Raw genomic sequence first — 24,326 nt, 5'->3', positions numbered from 1 at the left:
GATGCCTGAAACAAAAACAACAGCGAACATGCAGTCTTTTGTGGATAAGTTCGTCGATTTTTCCGCCCGCCTGGCCAACCAGGTTCATCTGCGTTCCTTAAGGGACGCCTTTGCCGCCGTGATGCCGATCTTTATCCTTGCCGGCCTGGCGGTTCTGGTCAATAACGTGGTGTTCCCGTGGATCCTGGAGGGCGAGACGTTAGTGCGCTTCAAGGTCTGGGGGGAAGCGGTCATCAACGGTACGTTGAACATTGCAGCACTATTGATTGCCCCCATGACCGCCTGGTCGCTGGCGCGCAATCGCAACTTTGATAACCCGGTTTCGGCGGTGGTTATCGCGCTCTCCAGCTACATTATGATGATGCCGATGCATCTGGAGGTGGTGCCGGACGGGGCGAAAGCGACCGTTACCGTCAGCCAGATGCTCTCTTTTGCCAATATTGGCTCCACCGGTATTTTCGCCGGGGTGATTATCGGTTTGCTGTCGACGGAGTTGTTTATCCGCATCGCCAGCATTGAAAAGCTGAACATTTCACTGGGTGAAAATGTACCACCGGCGGTGGGTAAATCCTTTTCCGCTCTGATTCCGACCATTATCACCCTGTCGACGTTCGCGGTGATCGCCGCCGTACTGGCTAATGTGCTGCATACCGACTTAATTCATCTGATCACTACGCTTATCCAGCAACCGCTGCGGCTGATTAACACCAGCCTGCCAGGAACCATTTTTATTTATAGCTTCGGCAACTTCCTGTTTACCCTGGGGATTCATCAGTCGGTGGTAAATGGGGTGATTCTGGAACCGTTCCTGCTTATCAACACCAATGAGAATATGCTGGCCTTTGCCAATGGTCAGCCGATTCCACATATCATCAATAATATCTTTGTGCCGACCTTCGGCATGATTGGCGGGACGGGCAGTACGATTTCCCTGTTGCTGGCCATATTCATTTTCTCGCGTCAGAAATCGGCGAAACAGGTGGCGCGGCTGTCGATTTCACCGGGGCTGTTTAATATAAACGAACCGGTTATCTTCGGTCTGCCGATTGTTTTTAACCTGCCGCTGATGATCCCCTTTGTTTTGCTGCCCGCCATCGGCATTTACTTTGCCTGGCTGTGTACCACGCTGGGGTGGATGTCGCGTTGTGTGGTGATGATCCCGTGGACGACACCACCCATTTTAAGCGCCTGGCTGGCGACCGCGGGAGACTGGCGGGCGGTGGTGGTTCAGTTGATAATCATCATCTTTGGTGTATTCTTCTACCTGCCTTTCCTCAAAATAGCCGAGAGAGTGGCCTTAAGAAACAATGGGATAGCTGAATAACAAGAAGGAAAGGCAATGGCGTCGAAATACATTTCTATTGCGCGCGAAATTAAACAACGGATCCTGAGTCAGCAGTACTCGTCCAATGAGCCATTGCCCGATCAGTTTGCCCTTGCGGCTGAATTCAATACCAGCCGCATGACCATCCAGCAGGCGATGCGTCAGTTGATTGTCGAAGGGCTGGTCTATACCCGTAAAGGATTAGGCACCTTTGTACGCAAGAATTTTATGCAACTCTCCCGCTGGGATTTACCGGGCAGCGACTATTACGGTGCGACCAAGACCTGGGAAAACGTTGGCCAGGTCACCAGTAAAATCATCAAATTCGAGCTGCGTTTCCCGACGGAAAAAGAGCAGGACTCGCTACTGCTGGGGCCAGACGAGCCGGTCTACGACTTTAATCGCTTACGCCTGCTGGAAGGGGAGCCGGTGTCGCTGGAATTTACCCTGATGCCGGTAAACCTGGTGCCAGGGCTTAACCGTGGACATCTGGAAAGTTCGGTGTTTCGCTATGTGCAGGACGATCTGGCGCTCAAGATTATGGGGTCTTATCGCATCGTGCGCGCGCTGAAACCTGGCGTTGAGGACCGTGAATATCTGAACTGTGACGAGACGGACCCTGTGCTGGAAGTGGAGCAGGTGATTTATCTGGAGGACGGCACGCCGCTGGAGTATGCCCATTGCCGTTACCGCTACGATCATGGCGGCATTATTGTGGTAAATAACGGATAAAAAAAGCGGGTTTTAAACCCGCTTTTTTCATGCTTGCGCAAGGATCAGTTCACACGAACCGGCATACCGGAGCGGTTCTGGATTGCCTGGTCTACGATGTTCTGGTCAACGTCAGACTGGCTGGTAACGCTCTGTACACTCTTGGTCAGCGCGATCGGCACGATTTCGCCGCCGTTGAACTGCGCTTCGGTGGTGGACAGCGGGTTGTGTACTTCGATGTAGCGGCTGCCATCCGGCTCGGTGGTGGCTTTTACCGGCTCATCAATAAACTGTACGCGCGTGCCGACCGGTACGTTTTCGAACAGGAATTTGATGTCGTCGTTACGCAGACGCACACAACCGTGGCTTACGCGCAGACCGATACCGAAGTTGGCGTTGGTCCCGTGGATCGCATACAGGCGACCAATGTACAGTGCGTACAGACCCATCGGGTTATCCGGACCCGCCGGGACGACTGGCGGCAGCGGTTGACCTGCGGCGGCATATTCAGCGTGCATTTTCGCCGTTGGGGTCCAGGTTGGACCGGCTTTCTTACGTTCTACTTTAGTGGTCCAGGCAATCGGGGTGTCTTTACCCAACTGGCCGATACCGATCGGCAGAACGATAACGGTTTTGGTCCCTGCCGGGTAATAGTACAAACGCATTTCGGCGCTGTTGATAACGATACCTTCATGGACGGTATCCGGCAGAATCAACTGCTGAGGCACGTTCATCACCGTACCGCCTTTCGGCAGATAGGCATCAATACCCGGGTTCGCTTCCAGCATATTGGAAAGACCCATCTGATATTGCGCGGCAAAGTACTCCAGCGGCTGGCTGTTGTTCTCTGGGATGGTTACGACCTGATTTTGACCGATCACTCGGCTGCCATCGGTCGGAAGCGGATAAGTTACAGCAGACGCGGTTTTGCAAAAGCCCACGACGGCAAACGCCGCCGCTAAAAGCGTTGTTAATTTCATATTCATGGTGTGCGAGATTCGTGCCACAGGCCGTTAGGTTAATGGTTCTTTCTAATAGATGGGAGCGCATTATATGTGCATTCCCGCGCACAGGGAATTGAGATGTGTACGAAATCACACTTTTTTCCCGTTGGTTTCATTTTAGCCCTTCGTTTCCGGGCAGGAATCTAATTCGGAATTGTGGCATAATAGGGTGTTTGTCACACATTTCAGGATAATTCCGTGTTAGTCACCAGCAACGTCACCATGCAGTTCGGCAGCAAGCCGCTGTTTGAAAACATTTCCGTCAAATTTGGCGGCGGCAACCGTTACGGCCTGATCGGCGCCAACGGGAGCGGTAAATCCACCTTTATGAAAATCCTTGGCGGCGATTTAGAGCCGACGCTGGGGAATGTCTCCCTCGATCCGAATGAACGCATCGGTAAGCTGCGTCAGGATCAGTTCGCCTTCGAAGAGTTCACTGTCCTCGACACCGTGATCATGGGTCATGGTGAGCTGTGGGAAGTGAAGCAGGAGCGCGACCGTATCTACGGTCTGGCCGAAATGAGCGAAGAGGACGGCTACAAAGTCGCCGATCTTGAAACGCAATATGGCGAGATGGACGGTTACTCCGCCGAGGCGCGCGCAGGCGAACTGCTGCTCGGCGTCGGGATCCCGGTTGAGCAACATTACGGTCCGATGAGCGAAGTGGCACCCGGCTGGAAACTGCGTGTCCTGTTGGCACAGGCACTGTTTTCCAATCCGGACATCCTGCTGCTCGACGAACCGACGAACAACCTGGACATCGATACTATTCGCTGGCTGGAGCAGGTGCTGAACGAACGTAACAGCACCATGATCATCATTTCGCATGACCGTCACTTCCTGAATATGGTCTGCACCCATATGGCTGACCTGGATTACGGCGAGCTGCGCGTTTATCCGGGCAACTACGACGAATATATGACGGCGGCAACCCAGGCGCGTGAACGTCTGCTGGCGGATAACGCCAAGAAGAAAGCGCAAATTGCCGATCTGCAGTCGTTTGTTAGCCGCTTTAGCGCCAACGCCTCTAAATCTCGCCAGGCTACATCACGTGCGCGCCAGATTGATAAAATCAAACTGGAAGAGGTTAAAGCCTCCAGCCGTCAGAACCCGTTCATCCGTTTCGAGCAGGACAAGAAACTGTTCCGTAACGCGCTGGAAGTGGAAGCCCTCGCTAAAGGGTTTGATGAAGGCCCGCTGTTTAAAGGCGTTAACCTGCTGCTGGAAGTGGGTGAGAAGCTCGCGATCCTCGGTGCGAATGGCGTGGGTAAATCCACCATGCTGAAAACGCTGGTGGGTGAACTGGAAGCGGACAAGGGCACCGTGAAATGGTCGGAAAATGCGCAGATTGGTTACTACGCGCAGGACCACGAATACGAGTTCGAAAACGACCTCACCGTGTTTGACTGGATGAGCCAGTGGAAACAAGAGGGCGATGATGAGCAAGCGGTACGCAGCATTCTGGGGCGTCTGCTGTTCAGCCAGGACGACATCAAAAAGCCCGCTAAGGTGCTGTCCGGTGGTGAGAAAGGCCGCATGCTGTTCGGCAAGCTAATGATGGAAAAACCCAATATTCTGGTGATGGACGAACCGACCAACCACCTGGATATGGAATCTATCGAATCGTTGAACATGGCGCTGGAGATGTATCAGGGTACGCTGATTTTCGTCTCTCACGACCGTGAATTTGTGAGCTCGCTGGCGACCCGCGTCATTGAAATTACGCCGGAGAAAGTCATCGACTTTACGGGCAATTACGAAGATTATTTGCGCAGTAAAGGCATCGAGTAATTTCTTTACGCTTTCTTCCATCCGGAAGAAAGCGTTTTTATTTTTTCTGATTCCGTGTAAACCAAATTTTAGTTCTATTTCCTTATTAAGAGAATACGGTAGACTTTTTTAACGTGCGGGATGCACATCTGCAATAAACACAAGGAGCGTTTTTCGTGGAAAGGCATATTGGCAGAACATTTATTATTCCAGTCATTATTTTTATTTATGGTTTATGGCAATATTTGCGGGTGAGCGGCCTGGCGAAGTTGGCTTTTTATTTCCAGGATAATACCGTTATTTTTCGTTACGGCATGACTTGCCTTGGTATTGTCTTTGCTGTCCTTGCAGCCGTTACAATTGGCTATGCTATGGCGTTGTGTCATTTCAGCGCGCGCGCTTCCCGAAAGTCGCAGGATATATTAATTACGAAATTTACCCGTTGCCGACGACTGTTGCCATTTTTAATGGTAGGGGAAATGGTATTTTGTGGGCTGGCCATAGTCTGTATAGCGCTGTCGGAAATAGCATGGTTTACCGATAATTTTCGATTGAACGGCGGGGGAATAAAAATAGTCCTAATCGCCCTGTTTACGCTTTTGAGTATTCTCTGGATGCTGTTTAAAGGCATTCTCTCTATCAAAAAATGTTTCGCTATTTTCCAGCAGGATGATTCACATATTTACGGTGTGAATGTTCTGCGCGACGATGCGCCTGCGCTTTGGTCATGGGTCGAAACGTTGGCGCAGCGCGCCGCGCTTATTGTACCGGACAATATTGTTATCGGTTATTTTGACTGCTTTTACGTCACGGCTAACGCTATTCAACTGGAACAGGGGGCGCGCCTGACCGGGAATACACTGTACCTGCCCCTGGGTTACGCCGCGCTGATGGATAAAGAAGAAATAGCGGCGGTGATCGGCCATGAACTGGGGCACTTCACCGGCAATGATACCCAGTACAGCCTGCGTTTCGCGCCGCTCTACGCTGGCATGATAACCAGCCTGCATGAGATAGCGAATGGGGCGCAGGTTGGCTCGTGGGTGGACAAGGTTGTGCTTATCCCGTCACTGGATATGGGGGCGTGGTTTCTTGACCGTTTTCATGAAACCGTGAGCCACTGGAGCCGCATTCGTGAATATGCGGCTGATGAAGCAGGCGCGCGTGCGGCATCTGCGCCCGCCCTGTCCAGTGCGTTGCTACGCATTACTGCCCTGAGCGAGTATGTGGATAAAAATGCAGATGCGGCGGCGAGCGGTGACGTTTCTCTGGTTGGCTGGGTTGAAAACCTTATCGCCGAACAGCAAAACGGCAAGCCGTTAAAAGTAGAGGCGGGGCTGGAGACGGCGCTTGAGCATCCCATGGACAGCCATCCTGCTACACGGGCACGCATTGAGAATCTCGGCGTCGCACTGCATCCCACTCTTTTTGAGCGCGCGGCTCGTCCGGTCACGCAAGACGGATGGCTGATGTTCAGCGCCATGTTTAACGATCTTCCGAAGTTATGCCTGCCGCTGGCGCAAAAGGTTGAAGCCGAAATTCACCAACAAAAAGCCGCTTATCGGGAGGCGCTTGAGTCCCATGTACAGCAGTCTCAGACGACACTCGATTTTTGGGGGAATAAGGCAGGGGCGTGGTTTTCGCTCGTATTAGGTGGTCTGTTTGGTTTGGGTGGGCTGACGATGCTCTTTTTATCTTTATCCCATAGCGAGCCCTTTTTCCCGCTTCTTGGCTGTATCCTGCTTTTACCCGGATTGCTGCTGATCCTTGCCGGATATAAGCAGATAAAACAGGCTGCGCATCCGCTCTTCTCCTTAAACGAGGAGAGCATTACCAGTTGTTTTATTGCGAAGCCATTGCCGCTACATAACATTGACTCTTTGCTCGTTCGCCAGTCATCGGAAACGGTAACGGTAGAGCTCTATCTTCGCGACGGGTATGAACCCGATATCACGACCAAACGCTTTATGCGCGCCATTCGCTTTGACCCAGGCAAGCGTGCCGTGACCATTTTACTGGCCGGCAAACTTATTCAGAGCGATGAAAACGGCAAACAGAAGCTGGACGGCGCGGAGGTTGCTGAGCGAATTGCGCAGTACCTCTACGCAGTGCATGCGCGGGATGAGCTAAAACAGCTACAGGCAGATAACGCAAGCCTTGCGGGTTAATTATTTGCCCGAAGCAGTATTCACCCTCTCCCTTTTGGGAGAGGGCCGGGTGAGGGGACTACAGCACCCACTCGCTCCGCGCTTCGCCGTTGATCAGAAGCTTACGTCCTTCGCCTGCCGGTAACGATACCTTAAGCGACGGCCATGCCGGACGGTAATCACCGGTTGCGGCGATCGTCAGATTGATAGAGTCCGCGTCGCAGGCCATTGTCCATTCCAGCCACAGAGCATTCCCGTTCTGATAACCCCAGCTCTCACCATCATCTTCAAACAGCAACCCGTCTGAGCGCCCCGTTCCTTTCACCGGAAACAGTTTCAGCTCACGGGTATCATCCGCCGTCGCGCTAACATGCCTGATTCGCGCGCTGAGCGGCAATCCCGCCCCGGCGCGGACCAGCAATGGCAGTTTTTCCAGCGGCGCGTCGCGCACAATCCACTGCCCGCCGCAGAACCACTCGTGAGTGTAAAAATCATACCAGCCGGTCTCGTTCGCAGGTAGCCAGACACGGCGTTCGCGCTGACCTTCTTCGACTACGCTGGCCACCAGAATATCGCGGCCCAGCAGGAAATCGTCGCACTCTTCAAACGTCTGCGTGTCATGCTCGTGATCGAGGAAAGTCGGGCGCAGCATCGGTTCGTCATCCGCATGCGCCTGCCACAACAGGGTATAAAAATAGGGCAGCAGACGGTAACGCAGTTCGATGGCGCTGCGAATGGCCGGTGTCACCCCCGGATACATCCACGGCTCATTCACCGTATGATCGTCATTCCATGAATGGATGGTGAAACGAGGGTGCATCACGCCGTTTTGTACCCAGCGAACAAACAGTTCAGCATCCGGTTTATCCCCGGAGAAGCCGCCCACATCGTGCCCCACGTTATACAGCCCGGACAGACTCATCCCTAGCCCCATTCGCGTGTTAAAGCGCAGCGTATCCCAATTGGTCCGGTTATCACCGCTCCAGGTTTGTACGTAGCGCTGCATCCCGGCGCAGCCAGAGCGGGAGATCAGGTACGGACGTTTATCCGGGGCGAATCGTTGCTGTGCTTCCAGCGAGGCGCGCATCATCAGCAGCGGCATCACCGGGCGAATATGTTTGATGGCAATCTCGCGGCCAAAACCGTAGCAGCGGGCTTCGCCATCCCACACTTCAAACTCGTTGTTATCATTCCACGTAGAGTCGATGCCCATCTCCAGCAGTTGCGTGGTCACGCCTTGCTGCCACCATTTGACGGTCTGCGGATTCGTAAAGTCGAGGTGCGACCCTTCATCGTCCCAGAAGCTCGAACGTTCTGGCGCATCCTTTTCTGAATCGCGAATGAACAGCCCTTTCTCTGCCACTTCGTTATAGCGTGGATGGTCCTGCAGCAGGCACGGCTTGATATTGGCCGCCAGTTTCAGGCCCGCATCGTGGAAGGCCTGGCTCATGACTTTTGGCTGCGGCACCTTGTCGTAGTTCCAGTTAAAGACGTAGCGCTTACCATTAATGGAGGTATAGCCCGAAGAGAGCTGGAACGAATCGCAGGGAATCGCATGCTCAGAACACAGGCGAATAAAGTTCATTAGCTGGTTTTGCGCATCCGGCGCATCGGTGTAATGCATAGTGGATCCGCTGTAGCCCAGACTCCACTTCGGCCCAAACAGGGTTTTCCCGGTCAGGCGGACAAACGCTTTGGTGACATCCAGCGCCCGCGCGCCGGTAAACAGGTAATAATCGATATCGCCCGCTTCGGCCTGCCAGCGGCGATAGGCGGTATGGTAATTATCGATTTCATTACCCAAATCCAGCCAGCAACTGCTCAGGTTGTCATAAAACAGACCGTAGCTGATGTCGTCCCGGCGGGTGAGGGTAAACGGAATATGTTTGTAGAGAGGATCGGTACTGGCTGCGTTATAGCCCATCGCGTCCAGATTGCGCATTTCATAACGTTTGCCGTTACGCTGCAAATTGCCTGCTTTCTCGCCCAGACCATAAAACCGCTCATCGTTTTTACGGCTCAGATAATGCGCCACACCGTCGCCATGCGCATTAAGTTGATAGGCGCTGGTAGGACGATCGCCTGCCAGCCATTGCCACTCCCCGGCCTCATTACGATAGTGCCATTCCAGCCACAGCGGCTGGTGCACGGTGACCCGTAACGCTTCGGTGGCGAGAACCAACTGCTGGTCGTGTTGCTCAAGCGTCCAGTCCGGGCAGGTAAAGCCGCTGATATCTTCACGGTGACGGCCTTCCCATGGCACATCCTGCGTGGGGGCAATACTCCAGGTTCTGTCCAGCGCCAGCTCACCTTTACGTTTTAACAGCACGCGGAACAGCGTTTTTTCCAGCACATACAGGCACAGCGTATGCTGCCCATCCACCAACAGTTCAATATGGTGAGCCGCCTGTTTTTGTAAGGTCCAGTTTTTCAACGTTTTCATATCAGACATCCATTATCAGACGCGTTTTGCGCGACGTTCAGCAATAAATGACACCAGGAAAATGGCCCCAATCAGGTCAAAAAAGCCCATTGCGATAAACAGCGGATTGAAACCGATTTTGTCAGCGGTAACGCCAATCAGCAGAGAGAAGAGGAAACTGGCGATCCATGCCGCCGAGCCGCGCATACCGTTAACGGTAGCCATCTGGCCCTTATCAAAGGATTCCACCACCAGCGCGCTCAGCATGCAGGAGATGATCTGGTGGCCGAAACCGCCAATCGAGATCAGCACGATAGTGATATAGGGATCGCGGGTAATTGCGACGATGCCCAGCGAGATCATCAGAAACGCACCGGTGACGGAGCTTGCCACCACCGAGTTCACCCGAGAGCAGCCGAACCAGCGGGTATACAGTTTGGTGAGATAGCCGCTTGCCACGCTGCCCAGATCGGCGGCAAGGAAGGGGAGCCAGGCAAACATGGCGATTTGCTTAAGATCCATCCCGTGCTCTTTCGCCAGATACAGGGGTACCCAAAAGCTCAGCACGGCCCAGGCGGGTTCCGCCATAAACGCCGGGATGGCGATACCGTAAAAGCGTTTGTTTTTGGCGACGGTTTTCAGCGCGGAAAAGAAGGGCAGTTTGACCGCAGGCGCCTCGTTGTCCTGCTTGATATAGGCCAGTTCCTCTTTGCTCAGGTTCGGGTGTTTTTCCGGGTTATAGTAAAACGCCCACCACAGCAGCACCCACACCAGCGCCAGAACACCGGTAAACATAAACGCGCCCTGCCAGCCAAAAGAGGCATGGGCAAAATAGATAATTGGCGGTGCCAGCATGGCGCCAATCGAGAAACCAACGCCAGCCCACCCTGCGGCAACCGGGCGCTCCGATTTCGGGAACCACTCGCCCAGGGTTTTGGCATTCGCTGGCGTGGCGGCCGCTTCGGATGCCCCCATCGTGAAACGCAAAATAGCCAGTTGCAACCAACTGCTCGCCCCGGCGTGGAAAATACAGGCCAGCGCCCAGATGATGGCACAGACCATAAAGCCCACTTTCAGGCCAATCACGTCAATCAACCAACCGCATAATGGCTGGAAAACGGTATAGGCTAACTGAAAAGCGCCCACAATCCATGAGTACTGCTCGGTCGTAATGCCCATACTGGTTTTCAGTTCGGGGGCAAGAATGCCGAGCGAGTTACGGGTGATGTAGTTCACCGTGACGCCCAGTAAAAACAGGACCAGCACCCACCAGCGTAAGTTTTTGACTATCCGGCGGCTTTTGCTTGCCACCACTTCATTATTGTTGATTCCCTGGCTCATTTTTTTCTCCACGCACCGTTCTGTAGGGAAGTCGTTGCGGGCCATTCGAAATTTGTTATACCGATCTGGACCGCCTGGGGATTTTTTTCTGCTTTAGCCTGAAATACGCCGACAACTAGTATGGAAGTTGTACGACATCTTTACGTTAGGGGAGAAAAAAGGTCAGCCATAGTGGATTTTGTGCAAAGATTCTCATCAATTCGCCAAAGAAAAGGGCACTATGCTTTCCAGATCAGTATTCATGAGGCCTGTGTTTCATGAAAATTTTCCCATTGCGGAAACGGAGCAAGATCACAAAATGGATAAAAAGCTAAAAATCACTGAAATCGCCCGGCGCACCAACCTGTCGACCAGCACCGTTTCCCGTGTGCTGGCGGGTAAGGCCAATACCAGCGAAACGGCCAGACGCCTGGTACTGGGATGTGCGCGTGAGTTAGGGGTAATGGAGGGGATTGCCGCCGGGAGGTTGCTGCTCAATAACCTGGTGATCTTCGCGCCACAGCGGGCGTTCGATGAGCGCTCCGATATCTTTTATTACCGCGTGATTCAAAGCATCAGTAAGGCGCTGGATTCTCATGAGGTGCGGCTGCGTTACTGCCCGCTGGAGGAGCTGGATAGCGATGCTAATGTATTTATTTCACGAATGAATGAGCCGGAAACCCAGGCGGCAATTTTGTTGGGGATTGACGATCCGCATATTCACGAACTGGCCGCGGATTTTGCCAAACCTTGCGTACTGATTAACTGCCGCGATAAGCGGATGCGCCTGCCGACGGTGGCCCCGGATCACCGGGCAATCGGTGAGTTTGCCGCTGACTATCTGTTTGACTCCGGCCATCGCGATATGGTGGTCGTGATGTGTCTGCGCCGCTACACCATGGATCTGCGGCTGGCGGGCATTAAAGAAGCCTGGCAACAGCGAAATCTGCGCTTTCAGAGTAAGCGCGATCTGATCACTGTTCCCAGTTTTAGCGCCAGAGAAGCCCAGCAGCGGGTTGCAGAGTGGCTCGACAGTCCCGCACATAAAAACCCGCCGACCGCGTTTTTAGTCGGGGGAGATTTTATGGCGGAAGGGACCGTGCGGGCGCTGCAACAACGCGGCTTACGCGTTCCGCAGGATGTCTCGGTGATGAGCATTGATGCCTTCAACCTGGCCGCCATTCAGGACGTACCGCTGACGGCGGTTCATGTGCCGCGCGATGAACTTGGTACTGAGGCCGTTCACATGTTGCAGCAACGGCTGATTCGCCCGCAGGCGGCAATTGGCTCGCTGCTGATTAATGGCATGCTGGTAGTGAGGGAGTCGGTACGGCGGATACGTCCGGGACAACGACGTACCGCCGTGGAGCGAGAAGGGCTGTATGACGTTTAGTCTATGCCCAGCGCCCGTTTTCCATAGGCGTTTAAATCGGCCAGCGTGAAGCGCCCCTCCCAGTTTGCTTCATAATCTTCGCGCGGAAAATCACCTGGCGATACGCCATTTTCCAGCGCGACTTTTGCTTTACGCGCCCAGGCGAGGTTTTTCTCGCACAGGGGGGCGGCGGGGATATACATCACGTTACCCCAGCCCTGTTGATCGTTTACCGGGGCGACGGAGTGAATCACATCGCAATGCCACCAGACGGAGTCGCCCGCTTCCAGCGCCGGGATGGAGGTTAACGCCTCTATCAGCAGCGGGTGCCATTTCTCCGAAATGGGGAGCACCTTACCCGGAGCCACACCGCACAGCTCATCTTCCGGCACATCATCCAGCAGTGGGCGTAGCAGAATATAGGCCATTGCCTCCGGGATCGGCACGACATGCAACAACCCCTGGCCTGGGATCATATCGGAGAGCGCCGTCCAGCCCTGGAAGGTACGGAACACTGAACATTTGGTGGTGTTCTCGACGGTATATTCTTCCACCTCGGTACGATGCGCGGCATCCCACGGATCGTATTCGTCCAGTTTGCCGTTAAAGACGTTGGCAAAGACCCGTTGATACGCCGGAAGCAGCCAGCGTTCCAGGGCGCCGGAATCGGTATGGGCACCTAAACCTTTTGACGTCGTTCCCGGCGGACGGCGACGAATACGGTCCGGGTAAATCACGCTGACATCCGGGTCAAACCACGTTGTCCCTTCGCTTTCAAAGCGCCACAGGCGGTTGAGGAACGACTGCACGGCAGCCATTTCGTCGCTCTGGCGTGCCTGCATTTGTGACTGCGACCAGTAGATAGGGTAAATTTCCGGGCGAGAGGCATCGAGAGATCCAAAGAAGTTATCGCCTGGCCCTTTGTAGACATCATCAAAGTGGTTTTGCTCAAGGTAGGCCATCATGTCGCGGTCCCAGCCGAGCGCCCGCTCGCGGGGGAAATGCCCTTTGAACACCGCACAACCGCGTTGTTTAATCAGCGCACGCTGTTGCTCGCTTACCCGCCCCTGTTTTACCGCTTCAAAGGGGATCACCGGCCAGACATCCTCGCCCTGCGCCTTTAACGCGTTGATCTCTGCGACGCGCTGGCTAATCCGCGCGTGGAGTTGATTGAATACGGCTTTTACGTCACCGATTTGCTGGCGCAATTCCTGCTTCATTTGCCGGATAGCCGCTTTATGGTCGACGGGTAAAGTTTCGCTGGTGAACGTCATAATGGCCTCGCAATCTTTCATTCGAAAGTAATTAAGCTTACAAGTGATAATTTAAGTTAAAAATAAGTTAATGCAAGTTTAAAAACTTGATGCAGAGCACAAAGCTGAAAGAAGGGCAGGGAAAGAGAGAAGGGGAAAGGCCGGAGCGACGACTCCGGCCGGGAAAATCACTGGAACGGGGGAGCACCGTCCAGTACCGCCTGAATCACATTCAGCGCGCCCTGGTGGTTGTTGTCATCGGTGCGATGACGGGCAATGGCTTTGATGGCGTCGCTGGCGTTACCCATGGCGAACGAAAACGCCGTCATGCGCAACATTTCGGCGTCGTTGCCGCTATCGCCAATCGTCACACACTCTTGCGGCGACAACTGCCAGCGTTTCAGCAGACGGGTAATGCCGTTGGCTTTGTGCAGACCGGGAATAATCAGGTCGACAAAACCAAAGCCGCTGGTCACAGGCTTCATGATGCCATCCAGCGAAACATGCAATTTATCAATCAGTTGCGGGATGTCACTGTCCGGTAAATTGAGCGAGAATTTGAACAGGGTATCGTTAATCTGGTGGTAGTCGCTGATGCGTTGCAGACGATGATAGTGCTTTGCCATCAGGTCGATAAAGCTATCCGGCGCGTTTTCGCTGACCCAGGCGCTTTCCAGCCCACAGGCGACGAAATTCAGCGCTTTGTCTTTCAGTAACTCGCCGATAACGACCTGGGCTTCATGACGGGTAAGTTCACCGTGAAACAGTTGTTGACCGTGTTCAAAGACCAGCGCGCCGTTTTCGGCGACAAAAGAGATCTGATCTTTCAGTTCCGGAAAAAAGGAGATGAGCTGGTAATACTGGTTGCCGCTGGCGACGACAAATTCAATATCACGCTGCCTGAGTTGGGCAAACTGTGCCATAAAACGATCGCGGTCGTATTGTTTGGCGTCGTCAAGAAAAGTTCCGTCCATATCAGTGACGATAACTTTTACAGTCATACATAAGCTCCTGGTCTGGGTACCACTCGTAACATTGTAATAACAGTGTGACCTGAAGCACAAATTTATTTCATTCGAAAGCAAGGTGAAAGCAAAACGGCAACCCCCTGGTTGCCGTTTTTGGTGTTTGCACCCTCTCCCGTGGGAGAGGGCCGGGGTGAGGGCACCAGACCGCAGAGGTCATGCCAGGGTTAAAGCGTATGCTCGGTACGCGCGATAATATCATCCTGCGCATCCGGTGACAGCGCGGTAAAGAATGCAGAATAGCCTGCTACACGCACCACCAGGTCGCGATATTGATCCGGGTGTTTCTTCGCTTCCAGCAACGTCTCACGGGACACAATATTGTACTGAATATGCCAGCCCTTATGATCCTCAAAGAACGTGCGCAACAGCAACATCAGTTTCTGCCTGTCACTGTCATTTTCAAGCGTTGACGGGTTTAGCTTCTGATTAAGCAACACGCCGCCGAGGATCGCCGCCGTCGGCAGTTTCCCCACTGAACCGATCACCGCTGTCGGGCCGAGATGGTCAGTGCCCGATGCCGGGCTGGCCCCTTCGGCGAGCGGCGTTTTGGCTTTACGTCCGTCCGGCGTCGCCATGGTTGCCGCACCAAATGGCACGTTGGCGGAAATAGACGATGTCCCGGCGTAATAGTTGCCGCCAATCGGGCCGCGTCCGAAACGTGGATTATGGTAATTTTTCAGTTCATCGATATAGGTCTGGTAAGCGCGTACCAGCAGCGCATCCACGCTATCATCATCATTGCCATACTTCGGCGCGTTGTTGATCAAACGCTGACGCAACTGCTCATGCGTCAGACCGTCGAAATCAGCGGCCAGCGCCTCCGCAAGCTGCTGTTGCCCGATGGCCCCCTGTTCGAAGACCAGTTTTTTCACCGCCGCCAGGCTATTGCCGAGGTTGGCGATGCCCACCTGCAGGCCGGACACCCAGTCATATTTCGCGCCACCCTGTTTAATGCTTTTCGCCCGCTCGATACAGTCATCCACCAGCGCGGAACAGAGAATATCGTGGACATTCTCTTCGAGCATGGTGTCGACAACATACTCAATCTCAATCGATTTCCGGGTGTAGTAGCGAATCTGCGTATCCCAGTCGGCCATCACCTCGTCGAAGTGGGTGAAGTTGCCTTTCGACAACGCATGCTCCTGCGGCAGGAACACTTTGCCGCTGGTGGCATCGCGACCGCCTTCCAGCGCTGCCAGCATCACACGGGCAAAGTTGATAAAACTCATCCCGGTGCAGCGATACCCCCATTTGCCACCGACGGCGGTTTCGATACAGCCGATCGCCGCGTAGTCATACGCATCCTGTGGTTCGACGCCAAGCTTAATAAACTCAGGGATCACGATTTCATCGTTGTTAAACGCCGGCATCCCGAAGCCGCAGCGGATCACCTGTACGCAGGCGTCGAGGAAGTCGTTACTCATGCCCGCGTGGTAGCGCACGCTGAGGTTCGGCTGGGTTGAGCGCAGGCGGCCACAGGATTCCAGAATCGCGTAAGAGAGCGGGTTCACGGCATCCATCGGTGCATTGTTGACCAGTTTCTGACCGCCAATGGTGACGTTCTGGTAAAGCGGGCTGCCCGCAGAGGCTTTGGAGTGCGAGCCGGAGCGGATTTTGTTCACTTCCAGCAATTTCAGCCAGCAGCCGTGCAGCATTTCGATGGCCTGCTCGCGGGAAAGCGACTGGTCCAGCTCCACATCGCGGCGATAGTACGGATACAGATACTGATCCATACGGCCAAAGGAGACAGAATGGCCGTTGGATTCGATTTGCAGGATCAACTGAATGAAGTAGCACAGTTGCAGTGCCTGCCAGAAGGTTTTCGGCGGCTCATGGGCTATCACATCGCAGTTTTCCGCCAGCGCCAGCAGTTCATCGCGGCGACTGGTGCGGGTTTCTGCACGGGCCATTTGACGGGCGAGGTTGGCGAAACGCTCAATGTGCAGGCTGACGGCATCCAGCACGATATCAATCGCTTTCAGGAACTGCTCACCGTGCAAATCTTCCAGAACGGTAAGGTTAATACGTGAACGGCGTTCATCCACTTTATGGCGCAGGCCGTCCAGCCCTTTTTCCAGCAGTAGCGGGAAATTCACCGCCAGATGCGCATCGCCCGAGGTCATATTGCCTTCGGCCTTGATGATGCCGGTTTCCAGCAGCGCTTTTTGCTCATCGGTAAACATACCGTAGCAGCGATCCTGCACGGTCTGGCCACGCCACCACGGGCAAATGGCGTGCAGCACCTGTTTATTTTCTTCACTTACCGCAAAGCCAGCCCCTGGACGATCTGCCAGGTCATCGATCTCTTTTTCAATCCAACTGACGGTATATTCCGGAAAGATCGGCGCGGCGCGCACTTCGCTTGCCTGGTTGCCGATGATCAGCTCATCGTGCTTGATCCAGATGGTACGCGCCGCCAGATGATGCGCCAGCGCCAGCGCGCGGCGTACCGGAATGGGCTTATCCATGTGCTGCTGATACATCTCGGTGTAGTGCTGCGCACGCTCGGTACACACCGGGGGTTTTACAATGTGCACCAGTGCGTTCTTATGCGCCTTAATACGGTCGGTCAGGGTCGAGAGTTGTAACGTCGTCATGAGATTATCCTCGTAATATCGCTGTCAGCCCTTTCTCGCAGGCGTAGTTCTGGGCGAATGTCAGTAACGCCGGTGCATCAAGCGGCTTGTCAGGGGCGGTGTAGGGTTGACTGAGTAAGGTGTATTTATTCATGCCCAGCGTGTGATAGGGCAAAAAGTGGATCTCGCGGACGTTCAGTTCGTCGGCGGCAAAATTGGTAATATCGGCAATGGATTTTTCATCGGCATTGAAGCCGGGAATCAACGGCACGCGAATGGTCATCTGCTTACCGGCTTGTGCCAGTCGTTTCAGGTTGTCCAGCACGCGTCTGGCGCTGCCGTCGGTCCACTGTTTAAACGCGCCGCTATCAACATGTTTCAGGTCGGCGAGAAACAGATCCACATAGGGCAGAGAGGGCTCAATGTAGCGCCATGGCACATGCAGGCAGGTTTCAACGGCAGTGTGGATCCCGTGTTCGTGGCTGGCTTTAAAAAGGGAGAAAGCCAGCTCCGGGTGCATAAACGGCTCGCCGCCGGAAAGGGTAATACCGCCGCCGCTGCGGGTATAAAAGGCTTTATCACGCAACACTGTCGCCATGATGTCCTCAACGGATTTATCTTCCCCGCAGACGGTCAGTGCCTGCGTCGGGCAGCAGTCGGTCAGAGCGTTAAGGTCGCTATCCGTCAGATTTTCACGGGCAATAAGCAGGCCGTTAAGCGCCCGGCTAATGGCTTTCGGGGCGGCCTGCTGGCAAAGATCGCAGCCTTCCAGGCACAGTCTGGCATCGAACAGCACTTCGCGTTCGCGGGCGCGGCTCTCCGGGTTCTGACACCAGCGGCAGCCTAATGAACAGCCCTTTAGAAAGACGACGGTGCGAATACCGGGGCCATCATGGGTGGAATAGCGTTGAATATTGAAAATCATAGGTTGCCCTCATCTTGCGTATGAAGATTAAATTACTTTCGAATGAAAGTTATATTGATAAAGGTCAACTCCAGGGCAGGTTGGTGCGTGTTAGTTTTAAAGCATGCTGAATCTCACATTTTGAGGGTGAAAGAATGGAACTGTATCTCGATACATCAGACGTGGCGGCGGTGAAACGGCTGGCGCGCATTTTTCCGCTGGCGGGCGTGACCACCAATCCGAGTATTGTGGCGGCAGGCAAAACGCCTGTTGAGGTGTTGCTGCCGCAACTGTACGACGCGCTGGATGGCAAAGGTCGCCTGTTTGCCCAGGTAATGGCGAACACCGCTGAGGGGATGGTGGCGGATGCTCATAAGCTGCGTGCCATTATTCCCGACCTGGTGGTGAAAGTGCCGGTGACGGCGGAGGGGCTGGCAGCCATTAAATGTCTGAAAGCGGAAGGCATTCCAACGCTTGGCACGGCGGTATACGGCGCCGGGCAGGGGTTGTTATCTGCACTCGCGGGGGCAGAGTATGTCGCGCCGTATGTGAACCGCGTGGATGCGCAGGGCGGTGACGGAGTTCAGACGGTAAATGATTTACAGCGTTTGTTGAGCCTGCATGCGCCAGGGGCGAAGGTGCTGGCGGCCAGCTTTAAGACACCGCGCCAGGCGCTGGCGTGTCTGCTGGCAGGCTGTGAGTCGATTACGCTGCCGCTGGATGTGGCGCAACAGTTTATCGCCGCGCCCGCGGTAGAGGCTGCTGTCGCGAAGTTTGAGCAGGACTGGCAAGCGGCGTTTGGCCGGACATCGATTTAACCCTGTGGGGGCTACACAGGGTTCCACATCAATGTCTTTCCCGGATGGCGGCGTAAACGCCTGATCCGGGCGACCACCGGTTTTCTCCCTCTCCCCCGGGGCTGAGGAATCCCAACAAAAAACGCGAGCACGAACGGTCCCCTCTCCTCGTTGGGGAGAGGGCCAGGGTGAGGGGGAAAATGCGGCTCGGGAGGTGGGTTCCGTTCACCTTATGTTCATGGCGAAATGGACCTCCCGAACACGTGAACGGGTAAAGGGGAACACCGCGTTCCCCTTTACAATCCCCGCGGCCCCGCAAAGAAATCGGTGCTTCGCACTGCGTTCGCCTCCCGCCCCGCTGCCTGCGGTCGGTTTGACTCGACGTCCTGTCTCGACAAACCTCAGACCGCCATCCCTGGCGGCCTGACCTTGTCATCAGGTCTTCGTCTCACCGATTTCAGCGGGGACTTAACCCCCTCGCTGTACGCTCTGCGCCAGGGGGGGACAAAGATGTCGCTATGGTTGCTATGTGGGAAAACGAGTTAGCCGTGGCTAACAAGGTTGAAGACGTTTACAGCATCTACCGGGCAATTTACCCTGTGCGGTCTGATGCCCTCACCCCGGCCCTCTCCCACGGGAGAGGGAGCAAACATTAAAAAGGCAACTTACGTTGCCTTTTGCTGTTTACCTCCGCAGACCTCACACTGGGGGTTGCGCAGCAACTTCATTTCCCGGAACTGGCAGGTCATCGCGTCATACATCACGATTTTCCCGGCGGCGGGCACGCCAAAGCGCGTCAGCACTTTAATCGCTTCCAGCGCCTGTAATGAACCCATCACCCCCACCAGCGGCGCCATCACGCCTGCTTCGACACAGGTCAGCGCGTTTTCACCAAACAGACGGCTCAGACAGCGGTAGCAGGGCTCGCCGTCCCCCCAGGTAAAGACACTGATTTGCCCCTCCATACGAATGGCGGCACCGGAGACCAGCGGAACACTTAGCGCAAAACACCCGGCGTTGAGCTGATTGCGAATGGCGACATTATCCGTGCAATCCAGCACCAGATCGTGGGCGGCAATCTGCGTCGACAGGGCGCTTTCATCCAGTAGGGCGTGAAGGGTGTCGAGCTGAACATGTGGATTGATTCGCGCCAGGGCAGCTTTGGCGGATTCCACCTTTGGCTCGCCAATTGTCGCGTCGCTGTGCAACGTCTGGCGCTGGAGATTAGAGAGCGCCACGGTATCGAAATCCAGCAGCGTCATCTGACCAACCCCCGCCGCAGCCAGATACTGTGCGGCTGCGCAGCCAAGACCGCCTAATCCCACCACCAGCACGCGTGATGCTTTTAACCGCTCCTGGCCATCAAAATCGAAGCCGCGCAGAATAATCTGCCGGTTATAGCGCAGCATCTCTTCATCGCTCAACTCGTCTGCCATCTTAGCCTCCGAAGAGATGGTTAAAGGTTTCAACCTCGACCCATTCACCGGCTTCCACATGACCGCGCTCACGCTCCAGCACCACAAAGCAGTTGCCCTGACTAAAGGAGCTGAAAATATGTGAACCTTGCGGGCCGGTGGTGCTGACAATCAGCTCTCCGTCGCTATCACGGCTGAGGATGCCGCGCTGGAAATCAAGGCGACCCGGTGTTTTCTTAAGGCGGGTTGCCGCACGGGCGCGCAGGCGTAGCGGCAGTGGGCTGGCGGTATTACCGCTCAGCTTCGCCAGCAGCGGCAGTACTAACTGGTAGAAGGTCAGCGCGGCAGAGACCGGGTTACCGGGTAAGCCACAGAACCAGCTATTCTTGAGATGGCCGAAGGCGAACGGTTTGCCAGGTTTGATAGCAAGCTTCCAGAAGGTGATTTCACCCAGCTCATCCAGGATAGTTTTGGTGTAATCCGCTTCCCCCACCGACACGCCGCCGGAGCTTATCACCACGTCGGCCTGCTGGTCAGCCGTGATAAAAGTTTCGCGCAGTGTGGCCGGATCGTCACGCACGATACCAAGGTTGATGACCTCACAGCCCAGTTGTTCCAGCATCAGGTGAACCGTCAGGCGATTGGTATCGTAGATTTGTCCGTCCGCCAGCGGTTGACCAGGCAGTTGCAGCTCATCGCCGGTGGAAAAGAGCGCCACGCGGATTTTACGGACGACTGGCACCTCGGCAATGCCCAGTGAGGCGAGCACCGGAAGTTCGGCGGCGGTCAGTTTCTTCCCGGCGCTGAACACGGCGGCGCCCGCGCGAATATCTTCACCCAACAGGCGGATGTTTTGCCCGGCTTTAACCTTACCGGTAAAGCGCACGCCCGCGTCGGTTTGCTCAGTCTCTTCTTGCATCACTACGGCTTCGCAGCCAGACGGTACAGGGGCACCGGTCATGATGCGCACGCAGGTGCCTGTAGGCCACTCGCCGTGAAAGGGCTGCCCGGCGAACGCTTTTCCGGCAACCGGCAGCGGTTCACCTTTTTCGAGATCGGCCAGGCGTACGGCATAACCGTCCATGGCGGCATTGTCAAAGCCCGGCACATTCAGCGGCGAAATCACATCCTGCGCCACAACGCGACCAAAACAGCTCAGCAACGGTAGGGTTTCGCTCTCGGTGAGTGGCGAAATGCGGGACAGCATTTGCGCCAGGGCTGAATCCAGCGGGATCAAGCCTGCGGTATATTCCATAATTTACTCCAGCACCACGCGTGAAAGGAGCCATTATGGCAGAAAATGAGGCCTGACTGCATGTACTCCTCAAGAGCCATAGTGAGATGCCTGCTTTACATCGCAGGATCGACTTTCTATATTCAAAAATTGTATGAAGCTGTGACGACGATAATGATATTTATAGAAAAAGCAGCAAGCTATCCTGACCGGGCGATAAAAAAATGACCAAAGCGGTAATTGCAATTCACGGTGGCGCAGGGGCCATCTCCCGCGCGCAACTGAGCCCGGAAAAAGAACGGCAGTACATTGCCGCACTATCGGCCATTGTCGAAACCGGCCAGAAGATGCTCAATGCTGGTGAAAGCGCGCTGGACGTGGTGACCGAGGCCGTGCGCTTACTCGAAGAGTGTCCGCTGTTTAACGCGGGCATTGGTTCTGTTTTTACCCGCGATGAAACCCATGAGCTGGATGCCTGCGTGATGGACGGGTATTCACTGCGCGCGGGTGCCGTCGCCGGTGTAAGCCGCTTACGTAATCCGGTGCTGGCGGCGCGTCTGGTGATGGAGCGCAGCCCCCATGTGTTGCTGGTGGGGGAAGGGGCGGAGAACTTCGCCTTTGCCGAAGGGATGGAGCCGGTATCGCCCGAGCTTTTCTCGACGCCGGAGCGTTACGAGCAGCTTCTTGCCGCCCGCGCGGAGGGGCAGACCGTGCTGGATCATGGCGGTGCGCCGCTGGATGAAACGAAAAAAATGGGCACCGTCGGTGCGGTGGCGCTGGATAAGCAGGGAAACCTGGCGGCGGCGACTTCGACAGGGGGAATGACCAATAAATTACCGGGTCGGGTAGGGGACAGCCCGCTGCCCGGCGCGGGATGTTATGCCAACAACGCCAGCGTGGCGGTCTCCTGCACCGGAACCGGGGAGGTGTTTATTCGCACGCTGGCTGCCTATGATATCGCCGCGTTAATGGATTACGGTGGTTTAAGCCTGCACGAAGCCTGTGAGGCGGTGGTAATGGAAAAACTGCCTGCGCTGGGCGGTAGCGGCGGCCTGATTGCCGTCGATCGTGAAGGTAACATTGCACTGCCTTTTAACAGTGAAGGGATGTATCGCGCCTGGGGCTATGCCGGAGATGCGCCAAGCGTAGGGATTTATCGTGAATAAGGAGAGTAGGGTGTCGCACGGGTATGAAACAGACGCCGATGTGGTGCTGGATGTCAGCAATCTGAATGTCGCGTTTCGCCATGACAAACAGCTCACCCAGGCGGTGCGTAACCTGTCGTTTACCCTCAAACGCGGTGAAACGCTGGCGATTGTCGGGGAGTCGGGGTCCGGTAAGTCGGTCACCGCCATGTCGCTACTGCGCCTGCTGGAACAATCCGGCGGCGAGGTGAGTTGCGATCATATGCGCCTGTTGCGCCGTAACCGGGAGCGTGTCGATCTGGCGACGCTCAACGCCTCTCGCCTGCGCGGCGTGCGTGGGGCCGACATTGCTATGATTTTTCAGGAGCCTATGACCTCACTGAATCCGGTCTTTCCGGTGGGTGAGCAAATTGCCGAATCCATCCGTCTGCATCAGGGGCTGGGCAAAGAAGAGGCGATAGCGGAAGCCCGGCGAATGCTGGACCTGGTGCGCATCCCTGAATCACAGGCCATTTTGTCTCGTTATCCGCATCAGCTTTCCGGCGGTATGCGCCAGCGGGTGATGATTGCAATGGCGCTCTCCTGCCGTCCGGCGGTGCTGATTGCCGATGAGCCGACCACGGCGCTGGATGTCACTATCCAGGCGCAGATTCTGCAACTTATCGCCGTGCTGCAAAAAGAGATGGCGATGGGGGTGATTTTTATCACCCACGATATGGGGGTTGTGGCGGATATTGCCGACCGCGTGCTGGTGATGTATCAGGGCGAAGCGGTGGAAACCGGCACCGTAGAAGAGATTTTTAGCGCACCGCAGCATATTTACACGAAAGCCTTGCTGGCGGCGGTGCCGCGCCTTGGCGCGATGAACGGCAGCGATCTGCCGCGTCGTTTTCCGCTGGTTTCGTTACAACATCCTGAAAATCAGGAGCCGGAAACCGAGCAGGACACCGTGGTGGCGGGCGAGCCGATTCTGCAGGTTCGCGACCTGGTGGCGCGCTTCCCGCTGCGCAGCGGGGTGTTAAATCGCGTCACCCGAGAAGTGCATGCGGTGGAAGGGGTGAGCTTCGACCTGTGGCCCGGCGAAACGTTATCGCTGGTGGGGGAGTCCGGCTGCGGCAAGTCGACGACCGGGCGGGCGCTGCTGCGGCTGGTGGAAAGCCAGAGCGGGGTGATTACCTTTAAAGGCGAGCGTATCGATACGCTTCCCGACAGTAAGTTGCAGCCACTGCGTCGGGACATTCAGTTTATTTTTCAGGATCCCTACGCCTCCCTCGACCCCCGGCAGACCGTGGGCTATTCCATCATGGAGCCGCTGCGGGTGCATGGCGTAATGAATGAAGAAGATGCCCAGCGGCGCGTGCTGTGGTTACTGGAACGTGTCGGGCTGAAACCGGAACATGCGTGGCGTTATCCCCATGAGTTTTCCGGCGGTCAGCGCCAGCGTATCTGTATTGCCAGAGCGTTGGCCTTAAACCCGCGCGTGGTGGTGGCAGACGAATCGGTTTCGGCACTGGATGTCTCGATCCGTGCGCAAATCATTAATTTGTTACTCGATTTACAACGGGAGATGGGGATTGCGTTTCTGTTTATCTCTCATGACATGGCGGTTGTGGAGCGAATCAGCCACCGTGTGGCGGTGATGTATCTCGGTCAGATTGTGGAAATTGGCCCACGTCGCGCCGTGTTTGAGAACCCGCAGCACCCTTACACCCGTAAACTTATGGCCGCCGTTCCGGTGGCCGACCCGTCTCACCCGAGGGCGCAACGGGTGTTGTTGTCGGATGAAATCCCCAGCAACATCCATAAACGCGGCGAGACGGTACAGCGTGTGCAGTTACATAACATCGGCCCGGGTCATTTCGTCGCCCGTTCGACACCGGGCAGCACACAATCACGTTTTTGAC

Annotated in this window: 17 protein-coding genes; 8 read left to right on the top strand and 9 right to left on the bottom strand. The window is 55.3% G+C overall.

Annotated elements, in window-relative coordinates; translation table 11 throughout:
* Position 1 precedes the first annotated feature (1 nt).
* Together C5523_RS18855 and C5523_RS18850 are read left to right on the top strand one after the other, a co-directional pair.
* Positions 2 to 1,324 (top strand): PTS sugar transporter subunit IIC, encoded by a 1,323-nt coding sequence (locus tag C5523_RS18855; RefSeq protein ID WP_071195620.1) that lies wholly within the window; start codon positions 2 to 4, stop codon positions 1,322 to 1,324.
* Between the two features lie 15 nt (positions 1,325 to 1,339).
* Entirely contained in the window at positions 1,340 to 2,056 is a 717-nt protein-coding gene (locus C5523_RS18850) for a GntR family transcriptional regulator (protein ID WP_039077190.1), read from the top strand.
* A gap of 44 nt (positions 2,057 to 2,100) precedes the next feature.
* Here the strand turns inward: C5523_RS18850 and ldtB are convergent, their stop codons facing one another.
* Entirely contained in the window at positions 2,101 to 3,021 is a 921-nt protein-coding gene (gene ldtB / locus C5523_RS18845) for a L,D-transpeptidase (RefSeq protein WP_039077189.1), read from the bottom strand.
* A 216-nt stretch (positions 3,022 to 3,237) separates the two neighbouring features.
* Between ldtB and C5523_RS18840 the strand changes: the two genes are divergently transcribed.
* Both C5523_RS18840 and C5523_RS18835 read left to right on the top strand, forming a co-directional pair.
* Entirely contained in the window at positions 3,238 to 4,830 is a 1,593-nt protein-coding gene (locus tag C5523_RS18840) for an ABC-F family ATPase (RefSeq protein WP_039077188.1), read from the top strand.
* A gap of 578 nt (positions 4,831 to 5,408) precedes the next feature.
* Positions 5,409 to 6,977: a M48 family metalloprotease gene (locus tag C5523_RS18835; RefSeq protein WP_172960907.1), complete on the top strand. Its 1,569-nt coding sequence runs from the start codon at positions 5,409 to 5,411 to the stop codon at positions 6,975 to 6,977.
* Positions 6,978 to 7,035: 58 nt separating this feature from the next.
* Here C5523_RS18835 and C5523_RS18830 read toward each other — a convergent pair whose 3' ends face one another.
* On the bottom strand, positions 7,036 to 9,399 hold the full coding sequence (locus tag C5523_RS18830; RefSeq protein WP_108701768.1) for a TIM-barrel domain-containing protein: 2,364 nt from the start codon (positions 9,397 to 9,399) through the stop codon (positions 7,036 to 7,038).
* A 15-nt stretch (positions 9,400 to 9,414) separates the two neighbouring features.
* Positions 9,415 to 10,719, bottom strand: a complete 1,305-nt coding sequence (locus C5523_RS18825; RefSeq protein ID WP_039077185.1) for an MFS transporter — start codon at positions 10,717 to 10,719, stop codon at positions 9,415 to 9,417.
* A 298-nt stretch (positions 10,720 to 11,017) separates the two neighbouring features.
* On the opposite strand from C5523_RS18825, the gene C5523_RS18820 reads away from it, so the two are divergent.
* Positions 11,018 to 12,091, top strand: coding sequence for a LacI family DNA-binding transcriptional regulator (locus C5523_RS18820; RefSeq protein ID WP_108702359.1), 1,074 nt, complete (start codon positions 11,018 to 11,020; stop codon positions 12,089 to 12,091).
* Here C5523_RS18820 and C5523_RS18815 read toward each other — a convergent pair.
* The 4 genes from C5523_RS18815 to C5523_RS18800 form a co-directional block, all read right to left on the bottom strand.
* Positions 12,088 to 13,344 carry a DUF1479 domain-containing protein gene (locus tag C5523_RS18815; protein ID WP_108701767.1) on the bottom strand — a complete coding sequence of 419 codons (1,257 nt, stop codon included), beginning with the start codon at positions 13,342 to 13,344 and terminating at the stop codon, positions 12,088 to 12,090. The two genes, C5523_RS18820 and C5523_RS18815, sit on opposite strands and share 4 nt — an antisense overlap.
* A 167-nt stretch (positions 13,345 to 13,511) precedes the next feature.
* Positions 13,512 to 14,324 carry a Cof-type HAD-IIB family hydrolase gene (locus C5523_RS18810; RefSeq protein ID WP_071195624.1) on the bottom strand — a complete coding sequence of 271 codons (813 nt, stop codon included), beginning with the start codon at positions 14,322 to 14,324 and terminating at the stop codon, positions 13,512 to 13,514.
* A 191-nt stretch (positions 14,325 to 14,515) separates the two neighbouring features.
* Positions 14,516 to 16,948 (bottom strand): formate C-acetyltransferase/glycerol dehydratase family glycyl radical enzyme, encoded by a 2,433-nt coding sequence (locus tag C5523_RS18805; RefSeq protein ID WP_108701766.1) that lies wholly within the window; start codon positions 16,946 to 16,948, stop codon positions 14,516 to 14,518.
* Between the two features lie 4 nt (positions 16,949 to 16,952).
* Complete coding sequence (locus tag C5523_RS18800; protein ID WP_108701765.1) at positions 16,953 to 17,852, bottom strand: glycyl-radical enzyme activating protein; 900 nt, start codon at positions 17,850 to 17,852, stop codon at positions 16,953 to 16,955.
* Positions 17,853 to 17,986: 134 nt separating this feature from the next.
* Here C5523_RS18800 and fsa point away from each other — a divergent pair, with 134 nt between their 5' ends.
* A complete protein-coding gene (gene fsa, locus C5523_RS18795; RefSeq protein WP_108701764.1) occupies positions 17,987 to 18,649 on the top strand; it encodes a fructose-6-phosphate aldolase in 663 nt (220 codons plus the stop codon).
* Positions 18,650 to 19,293: 644 nt separating this feature from the next.
* On the opposite strand, the gene moeB is transcribed toward fsa, so the two are convergent.
* Positions 19,294 to 20,064: a molybdopterin-synthase adenylyltransferase MoeB gene (moeB, locus tag C5523_RS18790; protein WP_108701763.1), complete on the bottom strand. Its 771-nt coding sequence runs from the start codon at positions 20,062 to 20,064 to the stop codon at positions 19,294 to 19,296.
* A gap of 1 nt (position 20,065) precedes the next feature.
* Positions 20,066 to 21,298 (bottom strand): molybdopterin molybdotransferase MoeA, encoded by a 1,233-nt coding sequence (moeA, locus tag C5523_RS18785; protein ID WP_071196043.1) that lies wholly within the window; start codon positions 21,296 to 21,298, stop codon positions 20,066 to 20,068.
* 203 nt (positions 21,299 to 21,501) lie between these two features.
* Here moeA and iaaA point away from each other — a divergent pair, with 203 nt between their 5' ends.
* A complete protein-coding gene (gene iaaA / locus C5523_RS18780) occupies positions 21,502 to 22,443 on the top strand; it encodes a beta-aspartyl-peptidase (protein WP_108701762.1) in 942 nt (313 codons plus the stop codon).
* Positions 22,444 to 22,453: 10 nt separating this feature from the next.
* Positions 22,454 to 24,325, top strand: coding sequence for a glutathione ABC transporter ATP-binding protein GsiA (gsiA, locus tag C5523_RS18775; RefSeq protein WP_079498290.1), 1,872 nt, complete (start codon positions 22,454 to 22,456; stop codon positions 24,323 to 24,325).
* Position 24,326: the final 1 nt, after the last annotated feature.

It is taken from the genome of Phytobacter sp. SCO41, assembly GCF_003073275.1.
GTDB lineage: Bacteria > Pseudomonadota > Gammaproteobacteria > Enterobacterales > Enterobacteriaceae > Phytobacter > Phytobacter diazotrophicus.
Note: the sequence above shows the minus strand (reverse complement) of the source record. Positions and strands in the feature narration are given on the sequence as shown.

What these genes read in the sequence shown, in the direction of transcription:
- C5523_RS18855 (WP_071195620.1), top strand. Translation starts at nt 2, where the DNA reads ATGCCTGAAACAAAAACAACAGCGAACATGCAGTCTTTTGTGGATAAG.
- C5523_RS18850 (WP_039077190.1), top strand. Translation starts at nt 1,340, where the DNA reads ATGGCGTCGAAATACATTTCTATTGCGCGCGAAATTAAACAACGGATC.
- ldtB (WP_039077189.1), bottom strand. Translation starts at nt 3,021, where the DNA reads ATGAATATGAAATTAACAACGCTTTTAGCGGCGGCGTTTGCCGTCGTG.
- C5523_RS18830 (WP_108701768.1), bottom strand. Translation starts at nt 9,399, where the DNA reads ATGAAAACGTTGAAAAACTGGACCTTACAAAAACAGGCGGCTCACCAT.
- C5523_RS18825 (WP_039077185.1), bottom strand. Translation starts at nt 10,719, where the DNA reads ATGAGCCAGGGAATCAACAATAATGAAGTGGTGGCAAGCAAAAGCCGC.
- C5523_RS18820 (WP_108702359.1), top strand. Translation starts at nt 11,018, where the DNA reads ATGGATAAAAAGCTAAAAATCACTGAAATCGCCCGGCGCACCAACCTG.
- C5523_RS18815 (WP_108701767.1), bottom strand. Translation starts at nt 13,344, where the DNA reads ATGACGTTCACCAGCGAAACTTTACCCGTCGACCATAAAGCGGCTATC.
- C5523_RS18810 (WP_071195624.1), bottom strand. Translation starts at nt 14,324, where the DNA reads ATGACTGTAAAAGTTATCGTCACTGATATGGACGGAACTTTTCTTGAC.
- C5523_RS18805 (WP_108701766.1), bottom strand. Translation starts at nt 16,948, where the DNA reads ATGACGACGTTACAACTCTCGACCCTGACCGACCGTATTAAGGCGCAT.
- C5523_RS18800 (WP_108701765.1), bottom strand. Translation starts at nt 17,852, where the DNA reads ATGATTTTCAATATTCAACGCTATTCCACCCATGATGGCCCCGGTATT.
- fsa (WP_108701764.1), top strand. Translation starts at nt 17,987, where the DNA reads ATGGAACTGTATCTCGATACATCAGACGTGGCGGCGGTGAAACGGCTG.
- moeB (WP_108701763.1), bottom strand. Translation starts at nt 20,064, where the DNA reads ATGGCAGACGAGTTGAGCGATGAAGAGATGCTGCGCTATAACCGGCAG.
- moeA (WP_071196043.1), bottom strand. Translation starts at nt 21,298, where the DNA reads ATGGAATATACCGCAGGCTTGATCCCGCTGGATTCAGCCCTGGCGCAA.
- iaaA (WP_108701762.1), top strand. Translation starts at nt 21,502, where the DNA reads ATGACCAAAGCGGTAATTGCAATTCACGGTGGCGCAGGGGCCATCTCC.